Genomic DNA, 22,496 nt, shown 5'->3' on the forward strand with positions numbered 1-22,496 from the left:
TAGACTCTGAAAAAATAAACAACGATCGCTTTTACCCGGTAACAAGTTTTGTTATCGGGTAACGTGTGTAAGGGGTGTGGATAAGTGAAAGACAAAAATTTAACAGAAGAACAGCAGCGAGTTGATTGGGTAGTCGAAGAAATCAGCCAAAAAGCTGAAAAAATAGGCAAAAGCGTAGGAAGCGTAAAAGGCGAAATTGTTGATTTGCGAAGCACGTTTTGGGACGACGTCACGGTTAATATGGATGAGCCGGATGACGTGATTGAGACATTTACGAGCATTAAGCAGCAGGCAGAACTTTTAGCTGAACGCGAAATTACCCATAGACAAGCGTATGATCAATTAAAAACATTAAAAAAGCTAACGCAATCCCCTTATTTTGGACGTTTTGATTTTATAGAAAATGGTGAAAAAGAAGCGGAAGCTATTTATGTGGGCGTGGGCTCTTTAATGGATCAAAAAGATGAAGAGTTTTTAATTTATGATTGGCGTGCGCCTATTTCGAGTCTTTATTATGATTATTCACCGGGAAAAGCGCAGTACGAAACGCCAGGTGAAGCGATTAAAGGCGAGATGAAGCTAAAGCGTCAGTTTATTATCGAAAATAGCGTAATTAAAAGCATGTTTGATACAGGAATTACCATTCGAGACGAACTGCTTCAAGAAGTGCTCGGACACAATGCAAGCAGTCAAATGAAAAGTATTGTAGCAACCATTCAAAAAGAACAAAACCAAATTATTCGAAATGAAAAAAATAAAGTGCTGATTGTTCAAGGAGTAGCAGGGAGCGGTAAAACGTCTGCGGCTCTTCAGCGCGTGGCTTATCTTCTCTATCATCACCGAAAGCAGCTGACTGCAGAAAACATGATGCTGTTTTCACCAAATCCGCTTTTTAACAGCTACGTCTCAACCGTTCTTCCGGAGCTTGGAGAAGACAATATGAAACAAACAACGTTTCAGCAATACGCCGATGGACGGTTAGGAAACGAGTTTGAAGTGGAGGATTTGTTTGTTCAAATCGAATATTTACTAACGGAGAAAGATATCGCGACAAAAAAACAAAAAATGCAGGAAATCCGCTACAAAGCAAGCCGTGAATTTAAAAAGCAGGTAGATGCGTATATCGAAGAGCTGTCTACTAAAGACATCATTTTTAAAAACATTAAGTTTCGCGGCGAAATCGTGTTATCTGCTCGGCGTTTGCTGTCTTATTTCTACTCACTTGATACGGGAATTTCCATTCCTAACAGAATGCAGCTCGTAGCGGAGTGGGCGCTTAAGCTCATCAACCAGCTTGAAAAACTTGAGCGTAAAAAAGATTGGGTTCAAGAAGAAATTCAGCTTTTAGAAAAAGAAGATTATGTGGAGGCCTATCAGCATCTGCAGAAAAAGGAAGGCTATACGGAAAGTTCATTCGATGACTTTGACCGGGAACAAGCGTATCTAGCCAAAGCCGTTGTAGCTAAGAAAATGAAATTTATTAAGCAGGCCATTAAGCAGCTTAAATTTATCGATATTCGCCGTATCTATATGCAGCTGTTTGAAAGACATCACCTTTTTTCACACGTAGAAGGGTGGGACGAAACAGCTAAAAAAACGGTGGAAAGAGTCATGAACATGAAGCTGTCTTATGAAGATGTAACGCCTTACTTGTATATAAAAGATCAAATTGAAGGGCGCAAAGCTAATCCTGTCATTCGCTATTTGTTTATTGATGAAGCACAAGATTATTCACCGTTTCAGCTAGCGTTTTTAAAAGAGCTGTTTCCGCATGCCAGAATGACGCTGCTTGGAGACTTGAATCAAGCGATCTATGCGCACGCCTTGAACGCACCGACCATTCTTTCAAGCGAGCTGTATGAAGAGAAAGAAGCAGAAACGCTGACTCTTACGAGAAGCTACCGCTCAACACGTCAAATTGTCGAGTTTTCAAGGGATATGATCCCAAACGGCCATTTAATCGAGCCGTTTAATCGAGACGGAGCGAAACCGACCGTGACGGCTACAGGCGAAGTGCAAAAGTTGCATGAGGCAATTATACACAAAATTAATGAATTGAAGCAGCAAAACTATAAAACAATTGCTGTTATTGCCAAAACAGCTGAAGAAAGCCGTCAAGCATTCCAAGCACTGCCTGGAGTGATGTCTGCAAGACTGCTGACAAAAGAAACAAGTTCATTTGAAAAAGGCATGCTTGTCCTGCCAGCTTACTTAGCAAAAGGAATTGAGTTTGATGCAGTCATCATTTACAATGCGTCGAGTGAATGTTACCAGGATGAATATGAGCGAAATTTATTTTATACGGCATGTACAAGAGCGATGCATGAGCTGCACTTGTTCTCACTTGGTGAAATCAGCCCGTTTGTATCGAATAAAGAAACTTATGAATACCAAGCACAATAAAAAGAGAACAGTCAGTGGCTTGAGTATTTGAGAAAGTAACAGTAGGATGAGTACAGGAAATCGAGGGTGAAATCGCAAAGGTTTTACCCTCGATTTTTTATTTATATGGATTCAGCTCCTGTCCATTACCGAAATAAAAATTGTTTGGTTGAGTTTCCGCTATTATAAAACGAATTAGAAAGACAGTGAAAGGAGGATTTTTATATCCAATATTTACGAATAAATGTATTACTTATCTCTTCGATAAGTTTATTTTTCTCGGGTATTATTCTTTTTTCTTATAAGTTATTTGCTGCGGGAATGCTGACCATCATAGGCTTGCTTTTTATCTACGCTTTAACCTCTAAATATCGTTCAACTGTTTCTCTGTTTCTATTTTTTTTAGTAGGGACATGCATGTTTCAAGTAGGAAGCAATTATTTCATTGAATGGGATCTATCTAAAAAGATGAAAATCATTGTAAACAGAGTTTTACTTTTGTTTATCGTAGGTGGACTATTGCTTTCAATTTTATTGTCCAAGCAAAAGGTATTTCTTTTTGCATCATTACCAGACTGGCAGAAACGTATAGTTATGCCACATCATTCAATTAAGCTAACGTATTTTTTAATGTTCGGTCTGATTGGTTCCGCCACGATTTTTGTACCTTTACTGTTCGCTGAAGATATTAGCTATACAAAAACATTCGTCATATACGGTATAGTATTCTCAATCATAAATGCTATTTTAGAAGAGGTGCTTTGGAGAGGGATCATGTTATCTCAATTAAAAAGCAGTCTATCGACTTTTTACGCTGTTTTTATTACGAGTATTGGATTTGGTCTCTTGCACATATCAATAGGAATTCCCGTGGTAATAAGTTTACTTTTTTCTTTTGGTGGACTTTTCTATGCATTTGTCGTTTTAAAGACGAAAAGCATATACCCAGCCATAGTTTTTCATTTTATTGTTAATTTAGGTATGGTTTTTAACGGATGGATATTTTAGAATCTTGCGCTAAAAGAGGGTGGAGCATAAAGAAACTATTCCAATCAACAGCTAGAACCAACTGAACGCATGAAACCTATCTTCACTGCAACAACAAAAAATACGAGCTACCAATCAAAGGTTTTGATCGGTAGCTCGTATTTAACTTTGATTAAAATACTTTTATCACAGTCTATTTTTGTAAATTATTTACTGTGTAATGATGTTGTATACCATTTGAACTGCTTACAGTAGACCGTCGTTTTTTATCGACTTTCAAAATGCAGTAAATACTTCACTAAATAAAGGCCTGAGTTTGTTTTTTCTTGAAGAGGAATGGTCAGGCATGTGACGTAATAATACCCGTTTGGAATGTCATAGCTTAAGGTTTCAGATAGGACGCTTTTGATTTCGATCCCATTGCTTTCGATGTGAAAAGGAAGACGGGTCGTCTTTTCAGCACGTGATGCGTCTGGAGTTTCGTTTACCCACACTTCAATAATGGCTTTTGTATTTGATACGGCTTCAAACGAAATGGCTTTATCGTCTGCGACATATCCTTTTTGAATATCTTCATCACTCCAGTCGTGATGGGGCTTTGGCTGTCCTTTTTGAAACAGCGTAAACTGATGATAAGACATGGTTAGCTCTTGTTCTTTCCATTTTGTTTTCATTGTTTCACCTCTTCAAAGTAAAGCTTGTTCAGCTATTATTGCACGATAAATTGTATGCGCGTACCATCTGAGTATTGTTCTAATTGATTTCCAACCCATGAGCCGGCTCCGCGGTTATCAGAAGGTGAAATATAGCGAATAGACTTGCCATTAACTTTTTCCCGTATGCAGCCATCTCAAACCTCCAGTGTAGTCGTTTTTACAGCTTAACTATACTCTCAGATTGCTAAGTTTAGATTACAGGACAATAAATACGGTGTAAACAAGTATTAACAATTATGTTAAACTTCCTTTACTTGACATCATACCCTAATAGGTATAAAGTTGTGTATACATTTACTTCTTGCATACAGCTTAAAAGCAAGAAACGCAATCATGCATGAGCGGAGGTAGTAGTATGATGGAATATGATAAGCAAGTTAAAAATCGGTTGAAACGTATTGAAGGTCAGTTAAAAGGCGTCTTAAATATGATGGAACAAGGAAAAGACTGCCGTGACATCGTGACACAGCTCTCAGCAGCCAGAAGCGCAATTGATCGCACAATGGGTGTTATTGTCAGCACCAATCTTGAGCAATGTGTAAGAGAAAGCATTGAAAAAGGCGAGAATACGGAAAACTTAGTAAAAGAAGCAGTAGAGCTGTTAGTAAAAAGCAGATGAGATATTCGTTTCATCTGCTTTTTGTTTTTACTGTACGCTGCTCATAAGGATAAAAAGCGCTGTTCCTAAACACAATACGGATAGGAACAGCGCTTTTTGAGGTTTATCTCGTTTTAAGAACAGGAAAGATATATGAAGAGAAAGGAGGAGGTCAAGGTGAGTGATGACAAAAAGTCACCAACATATAATCATACGGAAATTCATCATAAAATTGAGGCTTCTCCAAAAGCGCCGGGAATCAAAGCTGCTTTTCGCTTTAACCATGCTTCTTCTCCTTGGGTAAGAGGAATCAGTTCAGGATTGTCTTCAAGTTTGCCGATTTTAATAGGAATTTTGTTTGGTCATTTGCAGTACGGACTCATTGCAAGCATTGGCGGCTTTACATATTTGTATACAAAAGATGAACCTTACGCGCAGCGTGCCGTTAAGTTATTTTTAGCTTTGCTGGGCGTTACGCTCTGTTTTACACTCGGCTCGTTATTTGCTGACTTGGCTTGGATGAAAACCATTTTATTTGGTGTGATTGGAGCCGTGTCAGTTTATATCTTTGGAGCGTTAAAAATCCCGGGACCTTCTGCCATGTTTTTTGTTCTTTCATTTGCTGTGAGCACGAGCATTCCAGCTCCGAACTTGCAGGCTGTTTTTTTACACGCCGGACTCGTTTTTTTGGGAGGAGCACTGTCTTGGTGTATTAGCATGAGCGGCTGGCTTATTAACCCGCGCGGACCTGAAACTGCTGCTGTGGCGAAAGCGTACAGGCAGCTAGCTTCATTTGTCGGGTCGCTCAGTACAGAATCGTTTCACGCGGAACAGCATAAAACGGTTGTAGAGCTCCGGGCAGCGGAAACAGCGATGAAACAAGCGAAAATTAATCGAAAGAAATCATCGTTTGCGCACCGGCTGTTTTTATTAAATCAAAAAGCCGAAGGGCTGTTTATCTTTGTGATGGCCGCTGCAAACGATTTTAATCCGGCTGTTTCTAAAAAAGCACAAGCGGTGATTGAAACGTTTGCATCCGAAATGGCCACATTAAAAAAGCATAAAAAAATTCGAGATGTAAGAGAAGAGATTGAAGAGCTGTCCATCAAAGAAGAGCTGCGCACATTATTATTAGATGTAAATGCCGTTCTTCAAATGAAGGAATTAAAAGAAACGGAGTACATTCAGTTCTCGCACGGCACGATAAAATTACGGTTAAAAGCTGCTTTTCACAAACGTTCGTATGTGCTTAAAAACGCTTTGCGCTACGGAATTATTATGATTGTTGCCGCAGCGGTTGCCTACACGACAAATATTCCAAGGTCTTACTGGATTCCGCTTACATGCGCAGGAGTGATGCTTGGGGCAACCGTGCGTGCAACGGTTCAGCGAGGTATTCAGCGCTCTGTCGGAACCATTTTAGGTATTTTAATTGGAACTGGAATTCTGATGCTTGAGCCAGCGGGAATCGTCATTGCGCTCATTGTCTTTGTGCTTCAGTCGACGATCGAGATTGTGATTGTTAAAAACTACGCGCTCGGTACGCTTTTTATCACACCGAATGCTCTTTTAATTGCTGAAAGCGGTCATCCGGACAAAGCGATTAGCTACTTTACGTCCGCTCGGGTGATTGATATTGTTATTGGTTCTGTTATTGGAGTGGTCGGTACGGTATTAGTTTTTAAACGAGCTTCTTCGCTTCGTCTGCCGTATTTGCTTGGAGATGTCATTCGAAAAGAAGGACAATTTTTAGAAATGCTAAGCACCGAACAAGATGAAGAAAGAATTAAACAAGAAAGAAATAAGCTTCAAGGGGAACTTGTTAACCTTCGGGCGCTTTATGATAATGTAATTGGAGAATATTCTAAAACGGCCGTTAAACTTGAAGGACTGTGGCCTGCGGTAGTCGCTACGCAGCAGTTAGGTTATATGCTTCTTGCGTCATATGAAGGATATGAGCTGTCAGAAACGGAAAAGCGAGAGCTTCAAGAAACGTTTGCTCAGCTAGCCGCAGCTGCTGAGCAAAAGCGAGCGCCAAAGCTTTCAAGTGTTCCGAGCCTGAAACGCTACCCTATTATTCAAGGGGAAATAACCGCTTTATATGAAAGTCTGCAGGTAGAAATATAAAAAGCACGGAACCAAGGGGCTCCGTGCTTTTGTTTTTACATATCGACAACTTCACTTACCGTTTTATTTACATCGTCACGCGTCATTTTTTCTTTTCCTTTCATCAAGGCATTTAACGTTCCGTCAGCAAGCGCCAAAGGAATTTTACAGAAATGAAGAATCGGAAGTGATTTGACGTCTTCTAAATATTTCTTTCCTAGTGAAAGATTGCGGCGAGCGTAGGCAAACATATCTTCTCTGGTCCAGTTTTTTGGAAAGAAGCTGACTCCGCGCTCTGAATCTTCCGAAGTATTGCGCAGGATATTCACAGACTGTAAGCCGCGTCCAAACGCAATGGCTAATTCTTTGTCTGTCTCCGTACCGTCATACCATTTCCAAATGTCATTAAGCATCACACCTACTAGACCAGCTACGTAGAACGTATAGTCGTCTAAATCCGCTTCATTTTGAATATGCCAGTCTTTTTCTACCCAATCGGCCATCCCTTTAGCCATAATGGAAGTTGAATCCAATACTTGATCTACAACACCAGTGGGACAAAACGCAATCCAGTTGCCGAGCTGAAGCGTTACGTCAGGTAAATCAGCTTGATAAGGACCTACTAATGCAATGTACTCGTCTTCGTTAAAAGGCTTTTTTAACAGGTCACTGATGGCGTAAAGCAAGCGGCTTTTTACACCGGCTTCTAGCTCAGGGTGATCTTCAATTTCATCAATTGCCCTCATACATAAATAAGCAGATCCTACTGCATCTTGCAATTCTGCCGGCAAGTGGCTAATTGGAATAAAAAATGTTCGGCTTGTCTCTTTTAACATCAGCATTGCGTCGTCGCGTAATTTGTTGGGTACACTCATTGATAACTAGCTCCTTTTTACATATCCACATGTCAAATTAGTTTAAGTTTTCATCTTATATACTATAGTAACAAAAAATGAGCATTTAATGGAGTTTAAAGATTACTTATTAACGATATTGTCATTATTTTGTAGAATTTTAGTCGTTATATCCTTATGTTAATGGAAAATGAAACATTCTTTTAGCTTGAAAAATAAAAGGTATGGAGTAATGAAACCCTGAATATAAAAAAAGGGTATATAAAAACTAGAGAGTTGTATAGGAGGGGAAAGATGTGAAAGCAGATGCTGTGTTTGAAGGGGGAGGCGTTCGAGGAATTGCATTTACGGGTGCGATTGAAGCGATGGAAGAAAGCAACGTAGAATGGCAGCGTCTAGCAGGTACGTCAGCCGGAGCGTTGATTGCGGCACTTTTGGCGAGCGGCTATAAAAGCGGGGAAATTCGCAAGGAGCTTCAAAACATGGACTATGCCAAGTTTCGCGGAAAAACGATCATTAACCGAATTCCTCTCATTGGCAACTTGATTGAACTGATGGTTCATTTAGGTTTTTATAAAAATGATTATTTGGAAAAATGGGTGTACCGTCTGCTGCGTGAAAAAGGAATCGAAACGTTTGCAGATTTGCCGGCAGATAAGCTGAAAATTATTGCCTCAGATATTTCGAACGGACAGATGCTTGTGCTCCCTGACGATTTGCTCCGATACGGAATGCAGCCAAGCGATATGAAGATTTCACAAGCTGTGATGATGAGTGCGTCCATTCCTTTTTTCTTTCGTCCCGTCATTTGGAAATCCAAAGGGTTCAAGAGGTCATACATTGTCGATGGAGCGCTTTTAAGCAATTTTCCGATTTGGCTGTTTGATACGGAGCATCCGCGTTTCCCAACGTTTGGTTTTCGATTTGTAAAAGAAGAAATTGATACAGCTGCTATTATTCCAACACCTGTCCATTTATTTAAAAGCATGTTTACAACGATGCTGCAAGCGCACGATCTGCGGTATTTGAACGCGGAGACCAAAGAACGAACCGTACAAATTCCAACGGGTGTGATTACGGCAACGGATTTTGCATTAAAAGAAGAAGAAATTGAGTTTTTATATGAATCTGGTTATACATCCGCCAAGCGCTTTTTAGAAAAATGGGATTTTGAACAGCATAAAATGAATCGGAACGAACGTCCGCTGACGCGAAGAAAGCTCCCATAACAGGAGCTTTTCTACGGCTGTTTTAAAATATTGACTTCAACAGCCTCGCCTTTTGCCGGAACGGAATATTGAACGCTTTTGTCTTTTTTGAGCCATGCTTTAACGAGCTGTCCTTTTTTGTATGTTTGATCATCCGAAACTTTTACATACATAGGCTGTACATCGCTAGAGCCAAGTATTTCTTTGGTTGTATAGTCAAGCGCGGTATCTCGGGGAATGACGTTTGCAATGAGAATTTCATTCTGTTTCACTTCTAAAACTCGCCCTTGAACTAAATAGCCGGCTGGTTTTTTTGACTGCTCGGCGTTATCAGAACAACCGCTTAAAAAAATAAAAAAGAGAAGAAAAAGTGCAGCTGATTGAACGGTAAACTTCATAAAATCTCCTTTCCGTTTCTACATGAATACCATTATAGCGCGTTTGCCCATTTCTTTTCCAGTTTTCAGAGAAAGCAAGAGGTAATCGTTGACGTTATTTCAGCGCTCGTGATATGTTTTAACTCATAAACGCTATTTTTACTAGAAGCCACGCTTAGTACGGGAGGCCTTTATATGGATGTTACCTTTTTAACCAACGTTATTCGACATATATTAGAACGAGATAATTTTGTCATTGACTTTGAAGAATCAGACGAACAAAATATTCACTTTTGGCATCGAGACGAGCCGTTTCGCCTTTTTATTTCAGAACAAACGGAGAATTATTTAGTCTGGAACGTGTTTGAAAATGAAAAAGAGCAGTGGAGCGGCAAGACATTTCTTCAAGAAGTGACGAATATGTGTAAAGACTGCAGTGAGCCAATCGCGCACTGGATTTATAAAGGCGGAGGCAAAGAAGGGTATTGCAATCGCTGTCTTCAAACCTTTGGAAATGCGTATTTTACCAATGCTGATGATATCCAGCAAAACCTTCATTTAATTGACGGTTCCATTTGTTTTATTACTGATGAAACCGGGAGCGACTGGTGGATTGCTTATGAAGGATTCAAGCGAGTAATTGCAAGATTAGAAGAAAATCCCGATCAGAAAGTCAAAATGTACAAGCCTGAATATCCCGTCTTTAAATGGGAAATACATTTTCTAGAGGAAAACAATTCTGCTAGCTTTAAGTTCAAAGATGACTTTGCATCTGGAATTGTACCGAAGGGAAGAATACTCTAACATCCTTGTTATAAGGGTGTTTTTTTCTTATAATGGGAAGTTTTTTTAAAAAAATTAATTAATTTAGGTTAAAAAGAAGGAATTAAAGGGTAAAGAGTAGAAGATATATCACTATAGGAAGAATGGGGGAAATAATTATGACAACTACAACAAATTTAACACTGGGGTACAAAATGTACACGATTGATTTTAGCCGTCCAATGCAGTCTAACGAGGCACTGCTTGATTTCTTTAAAGATGTGCAACACAGACAGGGAAATAACGCAGAAAGTTTTTCTAAAACATTAATGGAAATTGAAGAAATCAAAACAAAATATGTAGATCATGAAATTGTACTGCTGGCTAAATCGCTTGAACAGCAAATAAGCCGCTCAAATGCAGAAAAACTTGAGGTCTGATAATCACCATAAATGGTCGATTTATCAGACCTTTTTTATTTCTATCGATGTATCTCTGTCTCCTTGGCTAAAAAGCAGCCAAGGAGACAGGGTATCTGGTAGTGTGATTTTTTAGGCGGAAAAGAGAATTCTTTCCATTTTAAAGAATGTTTGATTTTATCAAAAGTTGTAGATGAATAGACTATCAAGTCGTTGGAGGCGTTGTATGGTTGGAATTTGCAGCTGGAAGTGTGCAGTGAGTGGAATAAGTATTGCGAGTGTTTACAGTAAGCAGCCGTCGTGGCAGCGGGAGTGTTATTTGGTGACACCTGGTAAAGTTTATTATGAGTCGTGCTATCAAGGGTACGGAGAGTTTGCGGGAATGGATATTTTTTGTTTGATGAGAGAAAGGGGAGCGGAAAAAGAAGACAGTGAAGGGGTAGCGGCTTTTAAGCCTAAGATCGTGCTGGCGAAGTATTACAGCGGACAGCATTATGAAGAACTGCCGGAATCAGAGCCGTGTCCGTACGGAGGCTATTTTTTTGAAGGGTGGAAGGAAGGGTAGCGAATATACATAAAAGCTGTAGAGATATCTCTACAGCTTGTTGTTAACGTCTTGTTTCATCGACAGATTGTTCTAAGTCACTTACTTCTTGCGTAATTGTATTTAATTCTTCTTGCACCGCTTCAGCTTCAAGAACAGGATCTTGAACGATTTCTGTCGTTTCAAGCTCTTCTGCTGCAGCCGTTTCTGCAAGCGGCTGTTCTTTAGCAGTGCGCAGAGATTTCACTTTGTTGACAACTTGCGAAGACTGTTCGGAGACTTTTTGTGAAAGACGAGCCGTGCGCTGTTTGAGGTCTTGGCCTTTTGCATATACCGTTTCTTTCACTTGACCTGTTTTAGCAAGTGCTTGATTCGCTCCGTCTTGAATAGAAGCACGCAGCTCTTTTCCTGACTTTGGCGCTACTAGTAAAGCTGTTGTTACACCCACTACGCTACCTACTAGCGTGCCGACTAATAACTCTTTGCTTCCACCTTTTGTTTCTTTACCTACTGTTTCTTTTACGTTTTCTTTTGTCATGACATTTCCTCCTTTTATAATATGTAATATGAAGGGTTTACCATTTTGTTGAATACTTCCTGTAAAACGCAAATGATTCGCTAAAAAAATCTGCAAGTGCCGTCGGACGCTCGTACAGGCTGGTGAAATTTGATTGTATATAGTATTCAACCACCTGACAGAAAAACCTTCTTTTCTGCTATAAAAACAGAAAAAAACTTATCTATAAAATCCGACACAAGAAAACGACAACATTCGTTCTTCGGTAGCATTTTCACTTGAAATTTTATATCATAGAGTGCAAGGAGAATACGTTCTCTTTTTTTTTAGATGCTGGAGGGATTGAAGAAATGGGTGAATCGAAGTACAGAACGATTTTAGAAGCAAAATCTGGAGAGTTAGAAGCATTAAAAGACAAAGCAATTAAAGACAATTGGCAGCCGATTTATCATATTCATCCACAGTACGGGCTGATGAATGATCCAAACGGATTGATTCAATTAAACGGTGAATATCACGTGTTCTATCAATGGTATCCGTACGGTGCGATGCATGGAATGAAGCACTGGGCTCATGTGAAATCTACGGATTTAGTAACGTGGGAGCGCCTTCCGGTTGCGTTAACGCCAACGGAAGAATATGAATCGCACGGCGCATACTCAGGCGGCGCGATCGAAAAAGATGGTCAAGGGCTGCTGTTTTATACGGGTAATGTCAAATACGAAGACGGCTCGCGTTCAGCTAATCAATGTATCGCGATACTAAAAGAAGATGGAAGCGTGGAAAAGTACATGCATAACCCAGCGGTACGAGGCGTTCCTGATGGGTATACAGGACATGTGCGCGATCCGAAAGTATGGAAAGAAAATGATACATATTATATGCTGCTAGGCGCTCAGCGTGAAAACGAAACGGGCGCATTAATTGTATATGAATCAAGCGATGCGCTTCAGTGGTCATTTAAAGGCGAAGTTAAAACATCGCTTCCTGGCTTTGGATATATGTGGGAGTGCCCGGATTATTTTAAACTGGACGGTAAAGATGTGTTTGTCTTTTCACCGCAGGGAATCAAAGCGGATGGCCACGATTTTCATAATATTTATAATGTGATTTACGCGGTGGGAACATTTGATGTGGAGAGTTTAACGTTTGAAATGGAGTATTACCGGGAAATTGATAAAGGGTTTGACTTTTATGCACCGCAAACGTTCCAAGATGAAAGCGGACGTCGCTTGCTATTCGCATGGATTGGAAACCCGGACGTTGACTATCCGTCAGACGAATACGGATGGGCTCATGCATTAACGCTTCCTCGTGAGCTTTCGCTTGAAGGAAATGAACTTGTTCAAAAGCCTGTAGAAGAGTTAAATAAGCTTCGAGATCAAGCGGTTCATTTTAGAGGAACGCTAAAAAATGAAGAAGTGATCATTGATGAAGCAACAAACAATGCCTATGAAATCAATATGAAGTTCCGCGAGATAGGGGCCAAACAGTTTGGTTTAGAGCTGTTTAATAGTAAAGAAGAAGAGCTTCGCCTCGTGTTTGATACAGAAAAGCAAGAAGTCAGACTCGACCGTTCTTCATTCCACCATCAATATGCAACGGAATACGGTGTGGTTCGCTCTGAAAAATGGACGGCGTCAAACGAAGTCGATGTTCGCGTATTTGTCGACAAAAGCATCGTCGAAATTTATATAAACGGCGGCAAAATTGTCTTCACTTCCCGGGTATTCCCGAAAAAAGATTCCAAATCAGCTGTAAATGTATTTGCAGAAGGAGCTGTGGATTACCGCATTGATTATTACGGTATGTCGCGCGGTATTTAATATAATAAATAAGAAAAGCCAATGAAGATCATTCATTGGCTTTTTGGTTTCTATAAAAATAAGATACAAATACATGAAGCAACTAAATGAGGGACAGCTGCAATAATAAAACGTTTCATCCATTCTGTATCCTCTCGCTGCCGGACCGGGGTAAAGTAAGGTCCTCTCGTTTCAAATCGAAATGCGTCCAGTAAGGTTACGAGTGCAATTGCCGTAAGTAATATGCCAAGAGGGCCTGAAATATAGTAAATATACTGCCAGTTGCCTGCTGTAATAGAAATGATAATCACAATAATTAAAGATATAATGCCAGATATTAATCCCGTTTTCAAACTAAAAATCTCCTTACATCCAGTTTTTGCTTATCTATTTTACCATAACCGAATGAAGGTTTGTATATACGGCTCCAGACTGATATTTACTTTTTGACTGTTCTTCTATGTAAGTATCTTCTCGTATAAAAAGAGTTTCCTAGCAAAATCATTGTCCCTGAAATCCAGCCAGCTGCAAGGGAATAAGGAAAGATATTTTTTATGCGTCAATCTGAACGTTTCTTTTCGGTTTATCACGCAGCGGCATTACCATACTCACAAAGCCAACGACTACTACGATGATTGCCGCCGTTAAAAAAGTCGTCTGAGCACCTGCAAGCTTTACGACCATGCCTCCAAGAAGAGGAGCAGTAAGTAAAACAGCACTCGTTAAGGTATTAATGAATCCGTACACTTTTCCTAGGTGTTCTTTGTCGCTGTACTTTTGAACGATATAGTTAAACAGCAGCAAATTAAGCCCAACTCCGGCGCCCCCGATAGGTGCAGCAATCAAGATAAAATAGCGCGACATAACGGCTGGGTTAAAGCTGCTAATAAAAAATAAAGAACTTCCAAATAGAAGCAGTCCAAGTGATAAAAGTCTAAATGGATGGTGAACCTGTTTTTTTCTATTAAGATATACTCCTGTTATTAGCGCTCCCAGCCCGATTCCAGAAAGCAGCCAGCCGAGCATTTCCGGATGGTGAGGCAGCACATCTCGAAGGAAGATGCTAATTTGAGCGTCAACAAGCATGACTACAAAATACGAAAGGTGAAACAACATAATGACGCGTAAAAGGATTGAGTGCTGAAAAACGATTTTCCAGCCATTTGAGTACGTTTCTTTCGCTTGATGGGAAGAACGAGCAGCTTGCCCTTGAATGTTCTTACCTGCTTTTTTAAGTGAAAACAGCACGCCAATAGAAATCATACAAGCTGCGGCATTAACTAAAATGCATGCTTTTGGCGTTGTAATCGTCAGCGCGGCGGCTCCGAGAAACGGCCCCACAACTTTGGCAATTTGAAACATAATGTTTTGTAAAGTAGAGGCCTGCAGCAGCTGATCTTCTTTGACCACTTCTCGAACGTAAGCCAGCTGTGCGGGCACTTTCATAACAGAACTCATAGAGCGCAGCGTCAGCACCCCAAGTGCCAAAAGCGGTTCATTTGTGAAAAATAAAAGACATGTGAACAGAAGACGGACTAGTTCAGACAGAAACATCAGCTGTACTTTATCGTAGCGGTCCGCTAAATTTCCTGCTGGTTGACTTAGCAGGATGCTAGGCAAAGCGTACGCGACAGGAATAAGCGTAATAAAGAGGGAATTTGCGTGCCACACGTATGTAAAAAGCGTCATCACCGCAAACATATCAAATAAATCTCCGAAGCTTGCCGCAGTACTTGAAATAAATAATTTTTTATAAGAAGAATTAGCAAACAGCTTTTCTTTTTTCAATACCTTCATTCCTTTATATGTTGTTCGTAAAAAATAATCGCATCTTCAATAAATTGAAGGACTTCGCTGTCAATAGGGTAGAGATTAAGTGAACTAGATGCCTCAGGAGATTTGCGAATATCCCAAAAAGTTTCTTCTAAAGCGGTATGCTGCCCAAATAGTTCAGCTGATAAAAGCAGAATATCTGCTGCAAGCAGCTGTCCATCTTCAGATTGAGGTACACGCTGATGCTTTAAGCAAAGCTGAACTCGTTTTATGATGTTAATCCATTTATCGGCACTCGCATTCTCCATTTTAGGCAAATCATGCTGCAGAATCTCTCTTTCTTCTATTGAAAGCGAAAGCAGATCAGTCCAGCTGCTTTGTGTAGTAGGCTGATTGTGAACTAAAGGAAGGAGCTGCTTCCAGTTTAATTCACCTTCTATTTTTATACTGTTGCGAAGAGTGTGGGTGTGTTCTAAAGCTTGTCGAATTTCCATCGCTTTTTGCTGAAGTTTTTGCTGATGAATGGCTAGAAGTTCATCGATACTCACTTTGTGAAGAATAAGTTCAATATCTCGCAAAGAAACGGCTAAGTTTTTTAACAAAGTAATTTTCTCTAGTGTGACTAAATCCGTTTCTGAGTAGGAGCGTTTTCCATTTTCTGATTTTGTCGTTGGATGAAGCAAGCCAATTTGATCGTAGTAACGAAGCGTACGGACCGTGAGGCCTAATTTTTTAGCGGCTTGCCCAGTAGAAAAATAAATCATTTTTAACCCCTCCAAAAAAATGCTTGCAGGTAACGTCACGTCACCTTTTACACTGAATATATGTAAAAGGGAGGCGAAGTAAATTGAAACAAAAAAATCAAGGATTATGGACAATAAAATCATTCGTAATTATGCTGGTCGTCACGTTTGTTGGTGTGCCTATCTTAATTGAAGGCATATTGCAGGATGCTTTACATTCCCTGTTTAAAAATGACCTTTATGCTGGAACAGCTACTGGGTTTGTTATGGCAGCTGTGTTTTTATCAGCTCTGTACGGGCTGATGGTTCAGGCTGATGATAGAAAAATTGGTTTTCAATCGTTTTCAAAACGGCACTGGCCGCGCATTCTTTTTTGGCTTTTTGTGCTGATTTTAGGAAGCGTGGCAATTGTTGTGCTAATGGAATGGTTTGGTATGACGTATGAAAATAAAAAAACAGCCAGTTTACAGCATGACCTGTCGCTGTTTTCATTTATACTTGCTTTTGTTTCAGCTGCTGTAATCTCACCTTTTTATGAAGAGATTATCTACCGAGGATTTTTTTATACGTGGCTGAAACGTAAAGGAGGGATTGTGTTTGGATTAGTGGGAAGTTCGTTTATCTTTATGCTAGTGCATATTCCAACGTACAATACCTTGCCCGTTAACTTTTTATCAGGTCTCGTGTTTGCATGGGTGTACGAAAAAACAAAGTCGCTGCTTCCGAGTATGATCATTCACGCTTGTCTTAATGGAATTGCCGTTATTTTAACAGCGGCAGCTTAATATAGTTTCGGTGACAAGTAAGCTATGATTTATCTTACCATATTATGTATACTAAAGAAGCGAATTACAAAAAAATAAGCGGAAAATGAACCCAAAAACGGCTAGAAGCACTGCCTGTTCCTAGCCGTTTTTTGTATATGCACGCACGCTTAAGGCTTGTCTTAAAGTGAACGTTAAGGTGTATGATAAGAGAGAGTAAAGACAGCCATAAAAAGGAGAGGATATCGATGCAATATCGAAAGCTTGGAACAACAGGTTTGGAAGTATCAAATTTATGTCTAGGTACGATGGCGTTTGGACGATGGATTGATGAAAAAGCGTCGGCGGCTATTTTACATAGCGCCATTGAAAACGGCATTAACTTTATTGACACAGCCAACTATTACGGAAAAGGGCAAGACGAAGAGTTTAGATATGGCACTGGGGAATCTGAAGAAATTATTGGACGTGCGTTAAAAGGAAAAAGAGACGATGTTGTGCTTGCGACAAAAGTCGGCATTGCCGTAGGAAAAGGAAAAAATGATAAAGGTCTTTCACGCACTCATATTATGAGAGAAGTGGATAATCAGCTGCGACGACTGCAGACGGATTATATTGATCTTTATCAAGTTCATCTTTTTGATCACCATACACCTATGGAAGAAACGCTTCGCACGCTAGATGATTTAGTTCGTCAAGGCAAAGTTCGTTATATTGGCTGCTCCAATTATGCCGCGTGGCAAATCACAAAGTCTCATCATATTAGTGACAAAATGAATCTTGAAAAATTTATTTCCGTTCAGCCTCAGTACAATCTTCTCTCTCGTGAAATTGAACAAGAGCTGCTGCCGTTTAGTCAATCTGAAGGTGTAGGCGTTATGGTATACAGTCCGTTAGCGCGCGGCATGCTTTCAGGAAAATATAAAACATCAAATGACGTGCCGCCAGAAAGCCGCGCTGCGCATGGTGAAAAGCTGCTGCGAAACTACTTTACAGATCGAAACTTTCAGCTGGTGGAGCAGTATCGCAAGTTAGCAGAAAAAAATGAAGTAAGCTTGTCTCAGTTTGCTCTTTCATGGGTGCTAAATCAACCGGATGTAACATCAAGCATTATCGGGGCTAGTAAATTGTATCACGTAACAGATGCGGTTGAAATTAGCGATTGGACATGGCCAGAAGAGCTGTTGAATACCGTAAATTCACTGTATTAATAAAAAGTCCGCAGGTGCACCTGCGGACTTTTATGTTTAAATTTTAATTTCTTTTTGCGTTAATTTTGCTTCTAGTGAGTCGTACAAAGCGAGCTTATAGTTAATTTGTTCAAGGTATTTAAAAGTTTTGGCCATTTCTTCTTCCACTGCTTCTTTGTGCTGAAGCATCATGTTTTTTCGTTCTTTAATCGTGCTTTCGCCTTGTTTATAGAGCTCTACATAGCGCTTGATTTCTGCAAGCGGCATGCCCGTTGAACGCAGAGCTAAGATAAAACGAATCCATTCAATATTCGTATCATTATAGAGGCGCTTTCCATTTTCATCACGCTCTACAAAAGGAAGAATGCCTTCTTTTTCATAGTAGCGTAAAGTCGGTGCGGAAAGCCCGGTTTTTTCATTCATTTCCTTCATGCTATAAGACAAGATAGTTCACTCCCACTTATGAATCGTAAAACTTACTTTAAGGTATATGATAATCGATAGCTGAACGTTTTATCAAATTACTTTTCGTTTATTTGAAAAAATATGGAACTTTTATACAGTTTGTCCGTAATAAAAAGTAGACAATAAGAAACTTACTGTAAAAGGTTAAGTAAAGGGGACAGGGTCATTTGAAAACCGTCTTAAAATGGCTTTAACAGGAAGCAGCTTTTATTTAATAATGGCATTAATTATGGTAATCCAGTGGCTAAGCGTTAAGCCTCTGTATCCCAATGAAGATACGTTTATGCGAGCTTTAGGGTGGATGCTTGGCTTTTTTGTTTCCGCCGTCGCTTTTAGTATATGTTTTATCTTCACTGCGTTTCTTGGAAAACGTTCAGCGCGTGTGTAAGGATATCATCTGTTTATTAACGTTCTTTTCTAGTTAACTACTATTGACGAAAGTAGGGGGAAACGTGATTCGAGAAATTTTAGCTTCCGATGCAGCTGCTTTTTTAGCGTTAAATAAAGAGCTTGATAAAGAAACAGCATATATGCTGTACGAAGAAAATGAGCGTGCAACTACACTTGAACAGCAGAAAAAAATGATTACCACTTTTTTGAAGATGCCGAACTCGACCATTTTAGTGGCGGAACAAGACGGACGGCTTGTTGGTCACTTATCTGTGATTGGCGGAAGCGTTAACCGAAAAAAACACAGCGCATACTTAGCTGTTGGCGTGCTTCAATCTTACGGAAACCGGGGCATCGGGACTGCGTTGTTTAAAGAAATGGAGAGATGGGCAGCGCAGAGCGGCATTAAACGAGTGGAGTTAACGGTGATGACACACAATGAACCGGCCGTTTCGCTGTATAAAAAGATGGGTTTTGAAATAGAAGGGAAAAAAGTATGTTCACTCGTTGTAGACGGAAATTCAGTCGATGAATATTATATGGGGAAGGTTTTTGAAAAAACCTACTTAGAGGAGAAATGAACATGGAAATGACGATTGTTCAGTTAAATGAATGGGTGATAAAGCTTCCTAAAAAGCTTGAAGTATTCTCTGAAGCAGCGGTATCAAACCGTCCTGCTCCTAAGAAATGGTCACCAAACGAAATTGTGGGGCACTTATGTGACTCAGCCATTCACAATTTGCAGCGGTTTATCAATGTGCAGCATGAAAAAACATCTTTGGCCCTGACGTCTTATAAACAAAATGAATGGGTAGAACTGCAGCACTATCAAGATATATCCATGGAAGAAATAGTTGCCCTATGGCGCAGTTTAAATAAGCAAATTGCTTCCGTTCTTTCTCATATACCAACAGAAAAGCATATGTATCAATTTGAATTAGAAGATGGAAAGTTCGTTTCGCTCCAGTGGTTGGCTAAAGATTATATCGCTCATTTAGAGCATCATATTAAGCAAATTGACGCTCAACTGCTGCTAGGAGGCGAAGTGAATGAAAAAAGAACGTAAAAAAGAAGAATCTCAGGTGAAAGTCGATTTCAGAACAGGCCGCGCTTATGGTGATCATGAATACATAGGAAGTTCAAAAAAAGGCGTGCTTCTTGCTTTGTTACCAATTCTGATCATTGCCGGAGGTATACTTTTTTTGATGGTAAAATGACAAAAGCCGCATTATAGCGGCTTTTTTTCATAGAGGTGCTGAGTTTTGCTTTCTTCGGGATTGGTACGGCTTTCTAGGTTGGAAAAGCCTGCGTGTTCCGCGACTATTTTAGCTGCGGAAGGAAGCGTTTCGACTCTTTCCCAAGATTCTGGATTCCACAGTTTTGATCGCTTGAACGCTTTGCTGCAATGGAGAAAGCATTCTTGTACTTCGACGCTGATAGCAAGCAGCGGAGTTTTATTGTGAACCGTCATTGTTTCAAGCATCGTTTTGTCTTTGACAATACAAGCTTTGCCGTTCACCCTCAGCGTTTCTTCTATGCCTGGAATCAAAAAAAGCAGCCCTATTTGAGGATTAGATAAAATATTTTCCAATGAATCTACTTTTTGATTGCCACTCCTCTCTGGAATCAATAGCCTTTTCTCATCAACGACTTGTACAAAACCAGCATGATCACCCCGCGGAGAACTGTCGCAAATTCCTTTATGATCAGCTGTAGCAATGATGACAAAAGGGGAATGTTTAATAAATTCCCGGCAGTGTCGATCTAGACAAGAAATTATTTTTTGATGTGCCAATTTGTTAGGCGCCCCGATTATACCGCGAAGCTCTTCCTTCGTTTTTACTTGTTCTTTAAAGTGACTGTTTTCCATTCCTTTTTTCACTCCTACTTTTTGCGTATACTGAAAATACCATTTTCACATATGAAATACTATATTTTTATACTTAAAAAACAGAAAAGTCAGTATATTTAAATGAAGTAGAAGTGTTACATGCTAGCTTCGGTCTTTTTTAAAATTTTTGATTGCGTTATCAAAAATGTCATTAACCTTCTTCATATGTCCACTGACAAGATGATTCGAGTCTTTTTCTCGCTGGCGCATGTCTTTCAACAAATCATCCATATCATCTAGCAAACTTTGAAAATATTCATCTTTTTCGTCCTCTTTCATTGATGAGTGGTCCATTTCATCAAGCTTATCGAGCTTATCTTCAATTTTTTTGAAGTATTCATCTCTCAAAATTCTCACCTCATTTATAAAGTAGCTTTCTGCTTATTGTATGCACAATGTTTGTTTGCATGAGTAAGAAGTAGAAAGTACATAAATAAAAGAAGAGTCTGAAAAACTCACTTGCTCCTTAGTAGGTTACTTTTTAGTTCCCATATTACTTTAAAGTGCGTACTTTTTTTTCTTGTTTCCATGCCTCATAATGAATTTTGTCAGAGATAACAAGACATTTAATGAATCGATTGGTCGTTGGATTCGCCTTCATACTAATTAATTTCTAAAATAGAGGTATAAAAATTTCAGGAGGTTTTATGAATATGAGAGAAATACTGCAGGGGAAACTAGGATTTGGAACAGCACCACTGGGCAATATGTATCGTAATATTCCAGAAGAAGAGGCCATAGCAACGGTTGATGCTGCTTGGGAAAGCGGCATCCGTTACTTTGACGCAGCCCCTCTTTACGGAGCTGGCTTAGCAGAAATGCGCCTTGGTGAAGCACTATCAAAAAGAAACCGCGATGAGTATGTGCTAAGTACAAAAGTAGGTCGCGTCATTTCAGATGAACTAGAAGACACATCTTCACGTGATATGGGAGAAAAAGGAGGACTTTTTGAATTCGGCCGTAAAAATAAAATTATCAATGACTACAGTGCAGATGCAACTCTTCGTTCGATCGAGCAAAGTTTAAACCGTTTGAAAACAGATCGCTTGGACTTTATGTATATTCATGATGTTGCGCAAGATTTTTATGGAGATGAGTGGGTAGGACAATTTGAGTCTGCTCGAACGGGCGCATTTCGTGTGCTTACGCGCTTGCGTGAAGAAGGAGTTATTAAAGGATGGGGACTTGGAGTAAACCGAGTAGAACCAATTGAAATCATGCTGGAGTTAGAAGAAGCAAAGCCGGATGTATCATTGCTAGCGGGCCGATACACGCTGTTAGATCATGAACGTGCGCTGCAGCGAGTGATGCCCGAAGCCGTAAAGCATAATATGGACATTGTTGTCGGCGGACCATACAGCTCAGGCGTTCTTGCTGGAGGTACGCACTTTGAATATCAAAAAGCATCTTCAGAAATTATGACAAAAGTAGAAAAAATCAAAGCGATTGCAGATCGTCATCAGATCAGCATTAAAGCCGCTGCTGTCCAATTTTCACTGGCTAATCCAGCGGTTGCTGCTGTTATTCCTGGCGCCAGTCGTCCAGAGCGTATTGCTGAAGACAAAGCGGCATTAAATACAGTAATTCCGGCAGCCTTCTGGGAAGAAATGCGTGAACAGCAGCTTGTAGCTTCTTATGCTCCGCTGCCAATCAATGTTAAATGAAGAAGTAGTTAAAAACTATATCAGTGTAAACGCTAAGTAAATCTTTATTTGAAGTTTTGACGTATTGCGCTATAATTAATTGTAAAGAAGCTTATTGATAGAAATTCATCATATATGTTTTTTTATCTTTGGTGACTTGACTATATGTAGATATATGAAGGGCTGGATAACAAGTATTGAAAAATGCTGAGTCGTTAACCCATCATAAAGAAATTTGTACAGCTATGCACAAATCTCTTTATGATGGGTTTTTTTGTGGAGGAGTGGATATGTTGGAGACAACTAATAAAGCAGCAAGCTCTAAAACAGGCTAATAGTTTTTGAGCGTTTTGCTAACATGA

At 39.8% G+C, this 22,496-nt stretch carries 27 protein-coding genes and 1 pseudogene; 17 read left to right on the forward strand and 11 right to left on the reverse strand.

From position 1 onward, the window contains the following. The first annotated feature begins 84 nt into the window (after positions 1 to 84). Positions 85 to 2,403 carry an RNA polymerase recycling motor HelD gene (gene helD / locus ACOZIR_RS05145; RefSeq protein WP_340141800.1) on the forward strand — a complete coding sequence of 773 codons (2,319 nt, stop codon included), beginning with the start codon at positions 85 to 87 and terminating at the stop codon, positions 2,401 to 2,403. Positions 2,404 to 2,799: 396 nt separating this feature from the next. Beyond that, positions 2,800 to 3,390: a CPBP family intramembrane glutamic endopeptidase gene (locus ACOZIR_RS05150; RefSeq protein ID WP_045293716.1), complete on the forward strand. Its 591-nt coding sequence runs from the start codon at positions 2,800 to 2,802 to the stop codon at positions 3,388 to 3,390. A gap of 245 nt (positions 3,391 to 3,635) precedes the next feature. Here ACOZIR_RS05150 and comJ read toward each other — a convergent pair whose 3' ends face one another. Together comJ and ACOZIR_RS05160 are read right to left on the reverse strand one after the other, a co-directional pair. Beyond that, positions 3,636 to 4,043 carry a competence protein ComJ gene (comJ, locus tag ACOZIR_RS05155; protein ID WP_340141801.1) on the reverse strand — a complete coding sequence of 136 codons (408 nt, stop codon included), beginning with the start codon at positions 4,041 to 4,043 and terminating at the stop codon, positions 3,636 to 3,638. 35 nt (positions 4,044 to 4,078) lie between these two features. Next, positions 4,079 to 4,192, reverse strand: a pseudogene (locus ACOZIR_RS05160) (sporulation protein); the annotation flags it as partial. 251 nt (positions 4,193 to 4,443) lie between these two features. Between ACOZIR_RS05160 and ACOZIR_RS05165 the strand changes: the two are divergent. Beyond that, positions 4,444 to 4,704, forward strand: a complete 261-nt coding sequence (locus ACOZIR_RS05165) for a metal-sensitive transcriptional regulator (RefSeq protein WP_013058561.1) — start codon at positions 4,444 to 4,446, stop codon at positions 4,702 to 4,704. A 156-nt stretch (positions 4,705 to 4,860) separates the two neighbouring features. Next, on the forward strand, positions 4,861 to 6,810 hold the full coding sequence (locus ACOZIR_RS05170) for an FUSC family protein (RefSeq protein ID WP_310878512.1): 1,950 nt from the start codon (positions 4,861 to 4,863) through the stop codon (positions 6,808 to 6,810). A gap of 35 nt (positions 6,811 to 6,845) precedes the next feature. Here the strand turns inward: ACOZIR_RS05170 and ACOZIR_RS05175 are convergent, their stop codons facing one another. Further along, positions 6,846 to 7,664: a squalene/phytoene synthase family protein gene (locus ACOZIR_RS05175; RefSeq protein ID WP_045293710.1), complete on the reverse strand. Its 819-nt coding sequence runs from the start codon at positions 7,662 to 7,664 to the stop codon at positions 6,846 to 6,848. 275 nt (positions 7,665 to 7,939) lie between these two features. On the opposite strand from ACOZIR_RS05175, the gene ACOZIR_RS05180 reads away from it, so the two are divergent. Continuing rightward, complete coding sequence (locus tag ACOZIR_RS05180) at positions 7,940 to 8,872, forward strand: patatin-like phospholipase family protein (protein ID WP_045293708.1); 933 nt, start codon at positions 7,940 to 7,942, stop codon at positions 8,870 to 8,872. Positions 8,873 to 8,883: 11 nt separating this feature from the next. Here the strand turns inward: ACOZIR_RS05180 and ACOZIR_RS05185 are convergent, their stop codons facing one another. Beyond that, a complete protein-coding gene (locus tag ACOZIR_RS05185; protein ID WP_045293706.1) occupies positions 8,884 to 9,249 on the reverse strand; it encodes a DUF3221 domain-containing protein in 366 nt (121 codons plus the stop codon). A gap of 174 nt (positions 9,250 to 9,423) precedes the next feature. Between ACOZIR_RS05185 and ACOZIR_RS05190 the strand changes: the two genes are divergently transcribed. The 3 genes from ACOZIR_RS05190 to ACOZIR_RS05200 all read left to right on the forward strand — a co-directional run bounded on the left by ACOZIR_RS05190 (position 9,424) and on the right by ACOZIR_RS05200 (position 10,974). After that, the gene (locus ACOZIR_RS05190; protein ID WP_045293704.1) at positions 9,424 to 10,032 is read left to right on the forward strand and encodes a hypothetical protein; all 609 of its coding nucleotides are present in this window, start codon (positions 9,424 to 9,426) and stop codon (positions 10,030 to 10,032) included. 137 nt (positions 10,033 to 10,169) lie between these two features. Then, positions 10,170 to 10,430 (forward strand): hypothetical protein, encoded by a 261-nt coding sequence (locus ACOZIR_RS05195; protein WP_045293702.1) that lies wholly within the window; start codon positions 10,170 to 10,172, stop codon positions 10,428 to 10,430. Positions 10,431 to 10,635: 205 nt separating this feature from the next. Beyond that, positions 10,636 to 10,974 carry a hypothetical protein gene (locus tag ACOZIR_RS05200; protein ID WP_045293700.1) on the forward strand — a complete coding sequence of 113 codons (339 nt, stop codon included), beginning with the start codon at positions 10,636 to 10,638 and terminating at the stop codon, positions 10,972 to 10,974. A gap of 43 nt (positions 10,975 to 11,017) precedes the next feature. Here ACOZIR_RS05200 and ACOZIR_RS05205 read toward each other — a convergent pair whose 3' ends face one another. Beyond that, positions 11,018 to 11,491 carry a YtxH domain-containing protein gene (locus tag ACOZIR_RS05205; RefSeq protein WP_013058548.1) on the reverse strand — a complete coding sequence of 158 codons (474 nt, stop codon included), beginning with the start codon at positions 11,489 to 11,491 and terminating at the stop codon, positions 11,018 to 11,020. 329 nt (positions 11,492 to 11,820) lie between these two features. On the opposite strand from ACOZIR_RS05205, the gene ACOZIR_RS05210 reads away from it, so the two are divergent. Further along, on the forward strand, positions 11,821 to 13,296 hold the full coding sequence (locus ACOZIR_RS05210) for a sucrose-6-phosphate hydrolase (RefSeq protein WP_328120199.1): 1,476 nt from the start codon (positions 11,821 to 11,823) through the stop codon (positions 13,294 to 13,296). A gap of 50 nt (positions 13,297 to 13,346) precedes the next feature. Here the strand turns inward: ACOZIR_RS05210 and ACOZIR_RS05215 are convergent, their stop codons facing one another. The 3 genes from ACOZIR_RS05215 to ACOZIR_RS05225 all read right to left on the reverse strand — a co-directional run bounded on the left by ACOZIR_RS05215 (position 13,347) and on the right by ACOZIR_RS05225 (position 15,812). After that, the gene (locus ACOZIR_RS05215; RefSeq protein ID WP_013058546.1) at positions 13,347 to 13,628 is read right to left on the reverse strand and encodes a hypothetical protein; all 282 of its coding nucleotides are present in this window, start codon (positions 13,626 to 13,628) and stop codon (positions 13,347 to 13,349) included. Positions 13,629 to 13,827: 199 nt separating this feature from the next. Beyond that, positions 13,828 to 15,072 (reverse strand): MFS transporter, encoded by a 1,245-nt coding sequence (locus tag ACOZIR_RS05220; RefSeq protein WP_328120200.1) that lies wholly within the window; start codon positions 15,070 to 15,072, stop codon positions 13,828 to 13,830. Beyond that, positions 15,069 to 15,812, reverse strand: coding sequence for a MerR family transcriptional regulator (locus ACOZIR_RS05225; protein ID WP_045293697.1), 744 nt, complete (start codon positions 15,810 to 15,812; stop codon positions 15,069 to 15,071). Before ACOZIR_RS05225 ends, ACOZIR_RS05220 begins: the two co-directional genes overlap by 4 nt. An 83-nt stretch (positions 15,813 to 15,895) precedes the next feature. Between ACOZIR_RS05225 and ACOZIR_RS05230 the strand changes: the two genes are divergently transcribed. Beyond that, entirely contained in the window at positions 15,896 to 16,576 is a 681-nt protein-coding gene (locus ACOZIR_RS05230; protein WP_310878517.1) for a type II CAAX endopeptidase family protein, read from the forward strand. Positions 16,577 to 16,803: 227 nt separating this feature from the next. Continuing rightward, positions 16,804 to 17,766 (forward strand): aldo/keto reductase, encoded by a 963-nt coding sequence (locus ACOZIR_RS05235; protein WP_328120202.1) that lies wholly within the window; start codon positions 16,804 to 16,806, stop codon positions 17,764 to 17,766. A gap of 36 nt (positions 17,767 to 17,802) precedes the next feature. Here the strand turns inward: ACOZIR_RS05235 and ACOZIR_RS05240 are convergent, their stop codons facing one another. Next, positions 17,803 to 18,189 (reverse strand): MerR family transcriptional regulator, encoded by a 387-nt coding sequence (locus tag ACOZIR_RS05240; RefSeq protein ID WP_013084526.1) that lies wholly within the window; start codon positions 18,187 to 18,189, stop codon positions 17,803 to 17,805. Between the two features lie 238 nt (positions 18,190 to 18,427). Here ACOZIR_RS05240 and ACOZIR_RS05245 point away from each other — a divergent pair, with 238 nt between their 5' ends. The 4 genes from ACOZIR_RS05245 (at position 18,428) to ACOZIR_RS05260 (ending at position 19,817) form a co-directional block, all read left to right on the forward strand. Further along, entirely contained in the window at positions 18,428 to 18,598 is a 171-nt protein-coding gene (locus ACOZIR_RS05245) for a hypothetical protein (RefSeq protein ID WP_237758506.1), read from the forward strand. Between the two features lie 64 nt (positions 18,599 to 18,662). Then, a complete protein-coding gene (locus tag ACOZIR_RS05250) occupies positions 18,663 to 19,181 on the forward strand; it encodes a GNAT family N-acetyltransferase (RefSeq protein WP_328120204.1) in 519 nt (172 codons plus the stop codon). Positions 19,182 to 19,183: 2 nt separating this feature from the next. Next, entirely contained in the window at positions 19,184 to 19,666 is a 483-nt protein-coding gene (locus tag ACOZIR_RS05255; RefSeq protein ID WP_328120206.1) for a DinB family protein, read from the forward strand. Then, positions 19,650 to 19,817, forward strand: coding sequence for a hypothetical protein (locus ACOZIR_RS05260; RefSeq protein ID WP_169746683.1), 168 nt, complete (start codon positions 19,650 to 19,652; stop codon positions 19,815 to 19,817). Before ACOZIR_RS05255 ends, ACOZIR_RS05260 begins: the two co-directional genes overlap by 17 nt. A gap of 11 nt (positions 19,818 to 19,828) precedes the next feature. On the opposite strand, the gene ACOZIR_RS05265 is transcribed toward ACOZIR_RS05260, so the two are convergent. Together ACOZIR_RS05265 and ACOZIR_RS05270 are read right to left on the reverse strand one after the other, a co-directional pair. Next, complete coding sequence (locus tag ACOZIR_RS05265) at positions 19,829 to 20,470, reverse strand: MSMEG_1061 family FMN-dependent PPOX-type flavoprotein (RefSeq protein WP_045293694.1); 642 nt, start codon at positions 20,468 to 20,470, stop codon at positions 19,829 to 19,831. 123 nt (positions 20,471 to 20,593) lie between these two features. Beyond that, positions 20,594 to 20,839 carry a hypothetical protein gene (locus tag ACOZIR_RS05270; RefSeq protein WP_045293692.1) on the reverse strand — a complete coding sequence of 82 codons (246 nt, stop codon included), beginning with the start codon at positions 20,837 to 20,839 and terminating at the stop codon, positions 20,594 to 20,596. Positions 20,840 to 21,144: 305 nt separating this feature from the next. Here ACOZIR_RS05270 and ACOZIR_RS05275 point away from each other — a divergent pair, with 305 nt between their 5' ends. After that, complete coding sequence (locus ACOZIR_RS05275) at positions 21,145 to 22,155, forward strand: aldo/keto reductase (protein ID WP_421535622.1); 1,011 nt, start codon at positions 21,145 to 21,147, stop codon at positions 22,153 to 22,155. A gap of 176 nt (positions 22,156 to 22,331) precedes the next feature. Continuing rightward, positions 22,332 to 22,469, forward strand: a complete 138-nt coding sequence (locus ACOZIR_RS05280) for a hypothetical protein (RefSeq protein WP_160297363.1) — start codon at positions 22,332 to 22,334, stop codon at positions 22,467 to 22,469. The last annotated feature ends 27 nt before the right edge of the window (positions 22,470 to 22,496 follow it).

It is taken from the genome of Priestia sp. D3YE.R1, from assembly GCF_049199565.1.
GTDB classification, from domain to species: domain Bacteria; phylum Bacillota; class Bacilli; order Bacillales; family Bacillaceae_H; genus Priestia; species Priestia aryabhattai.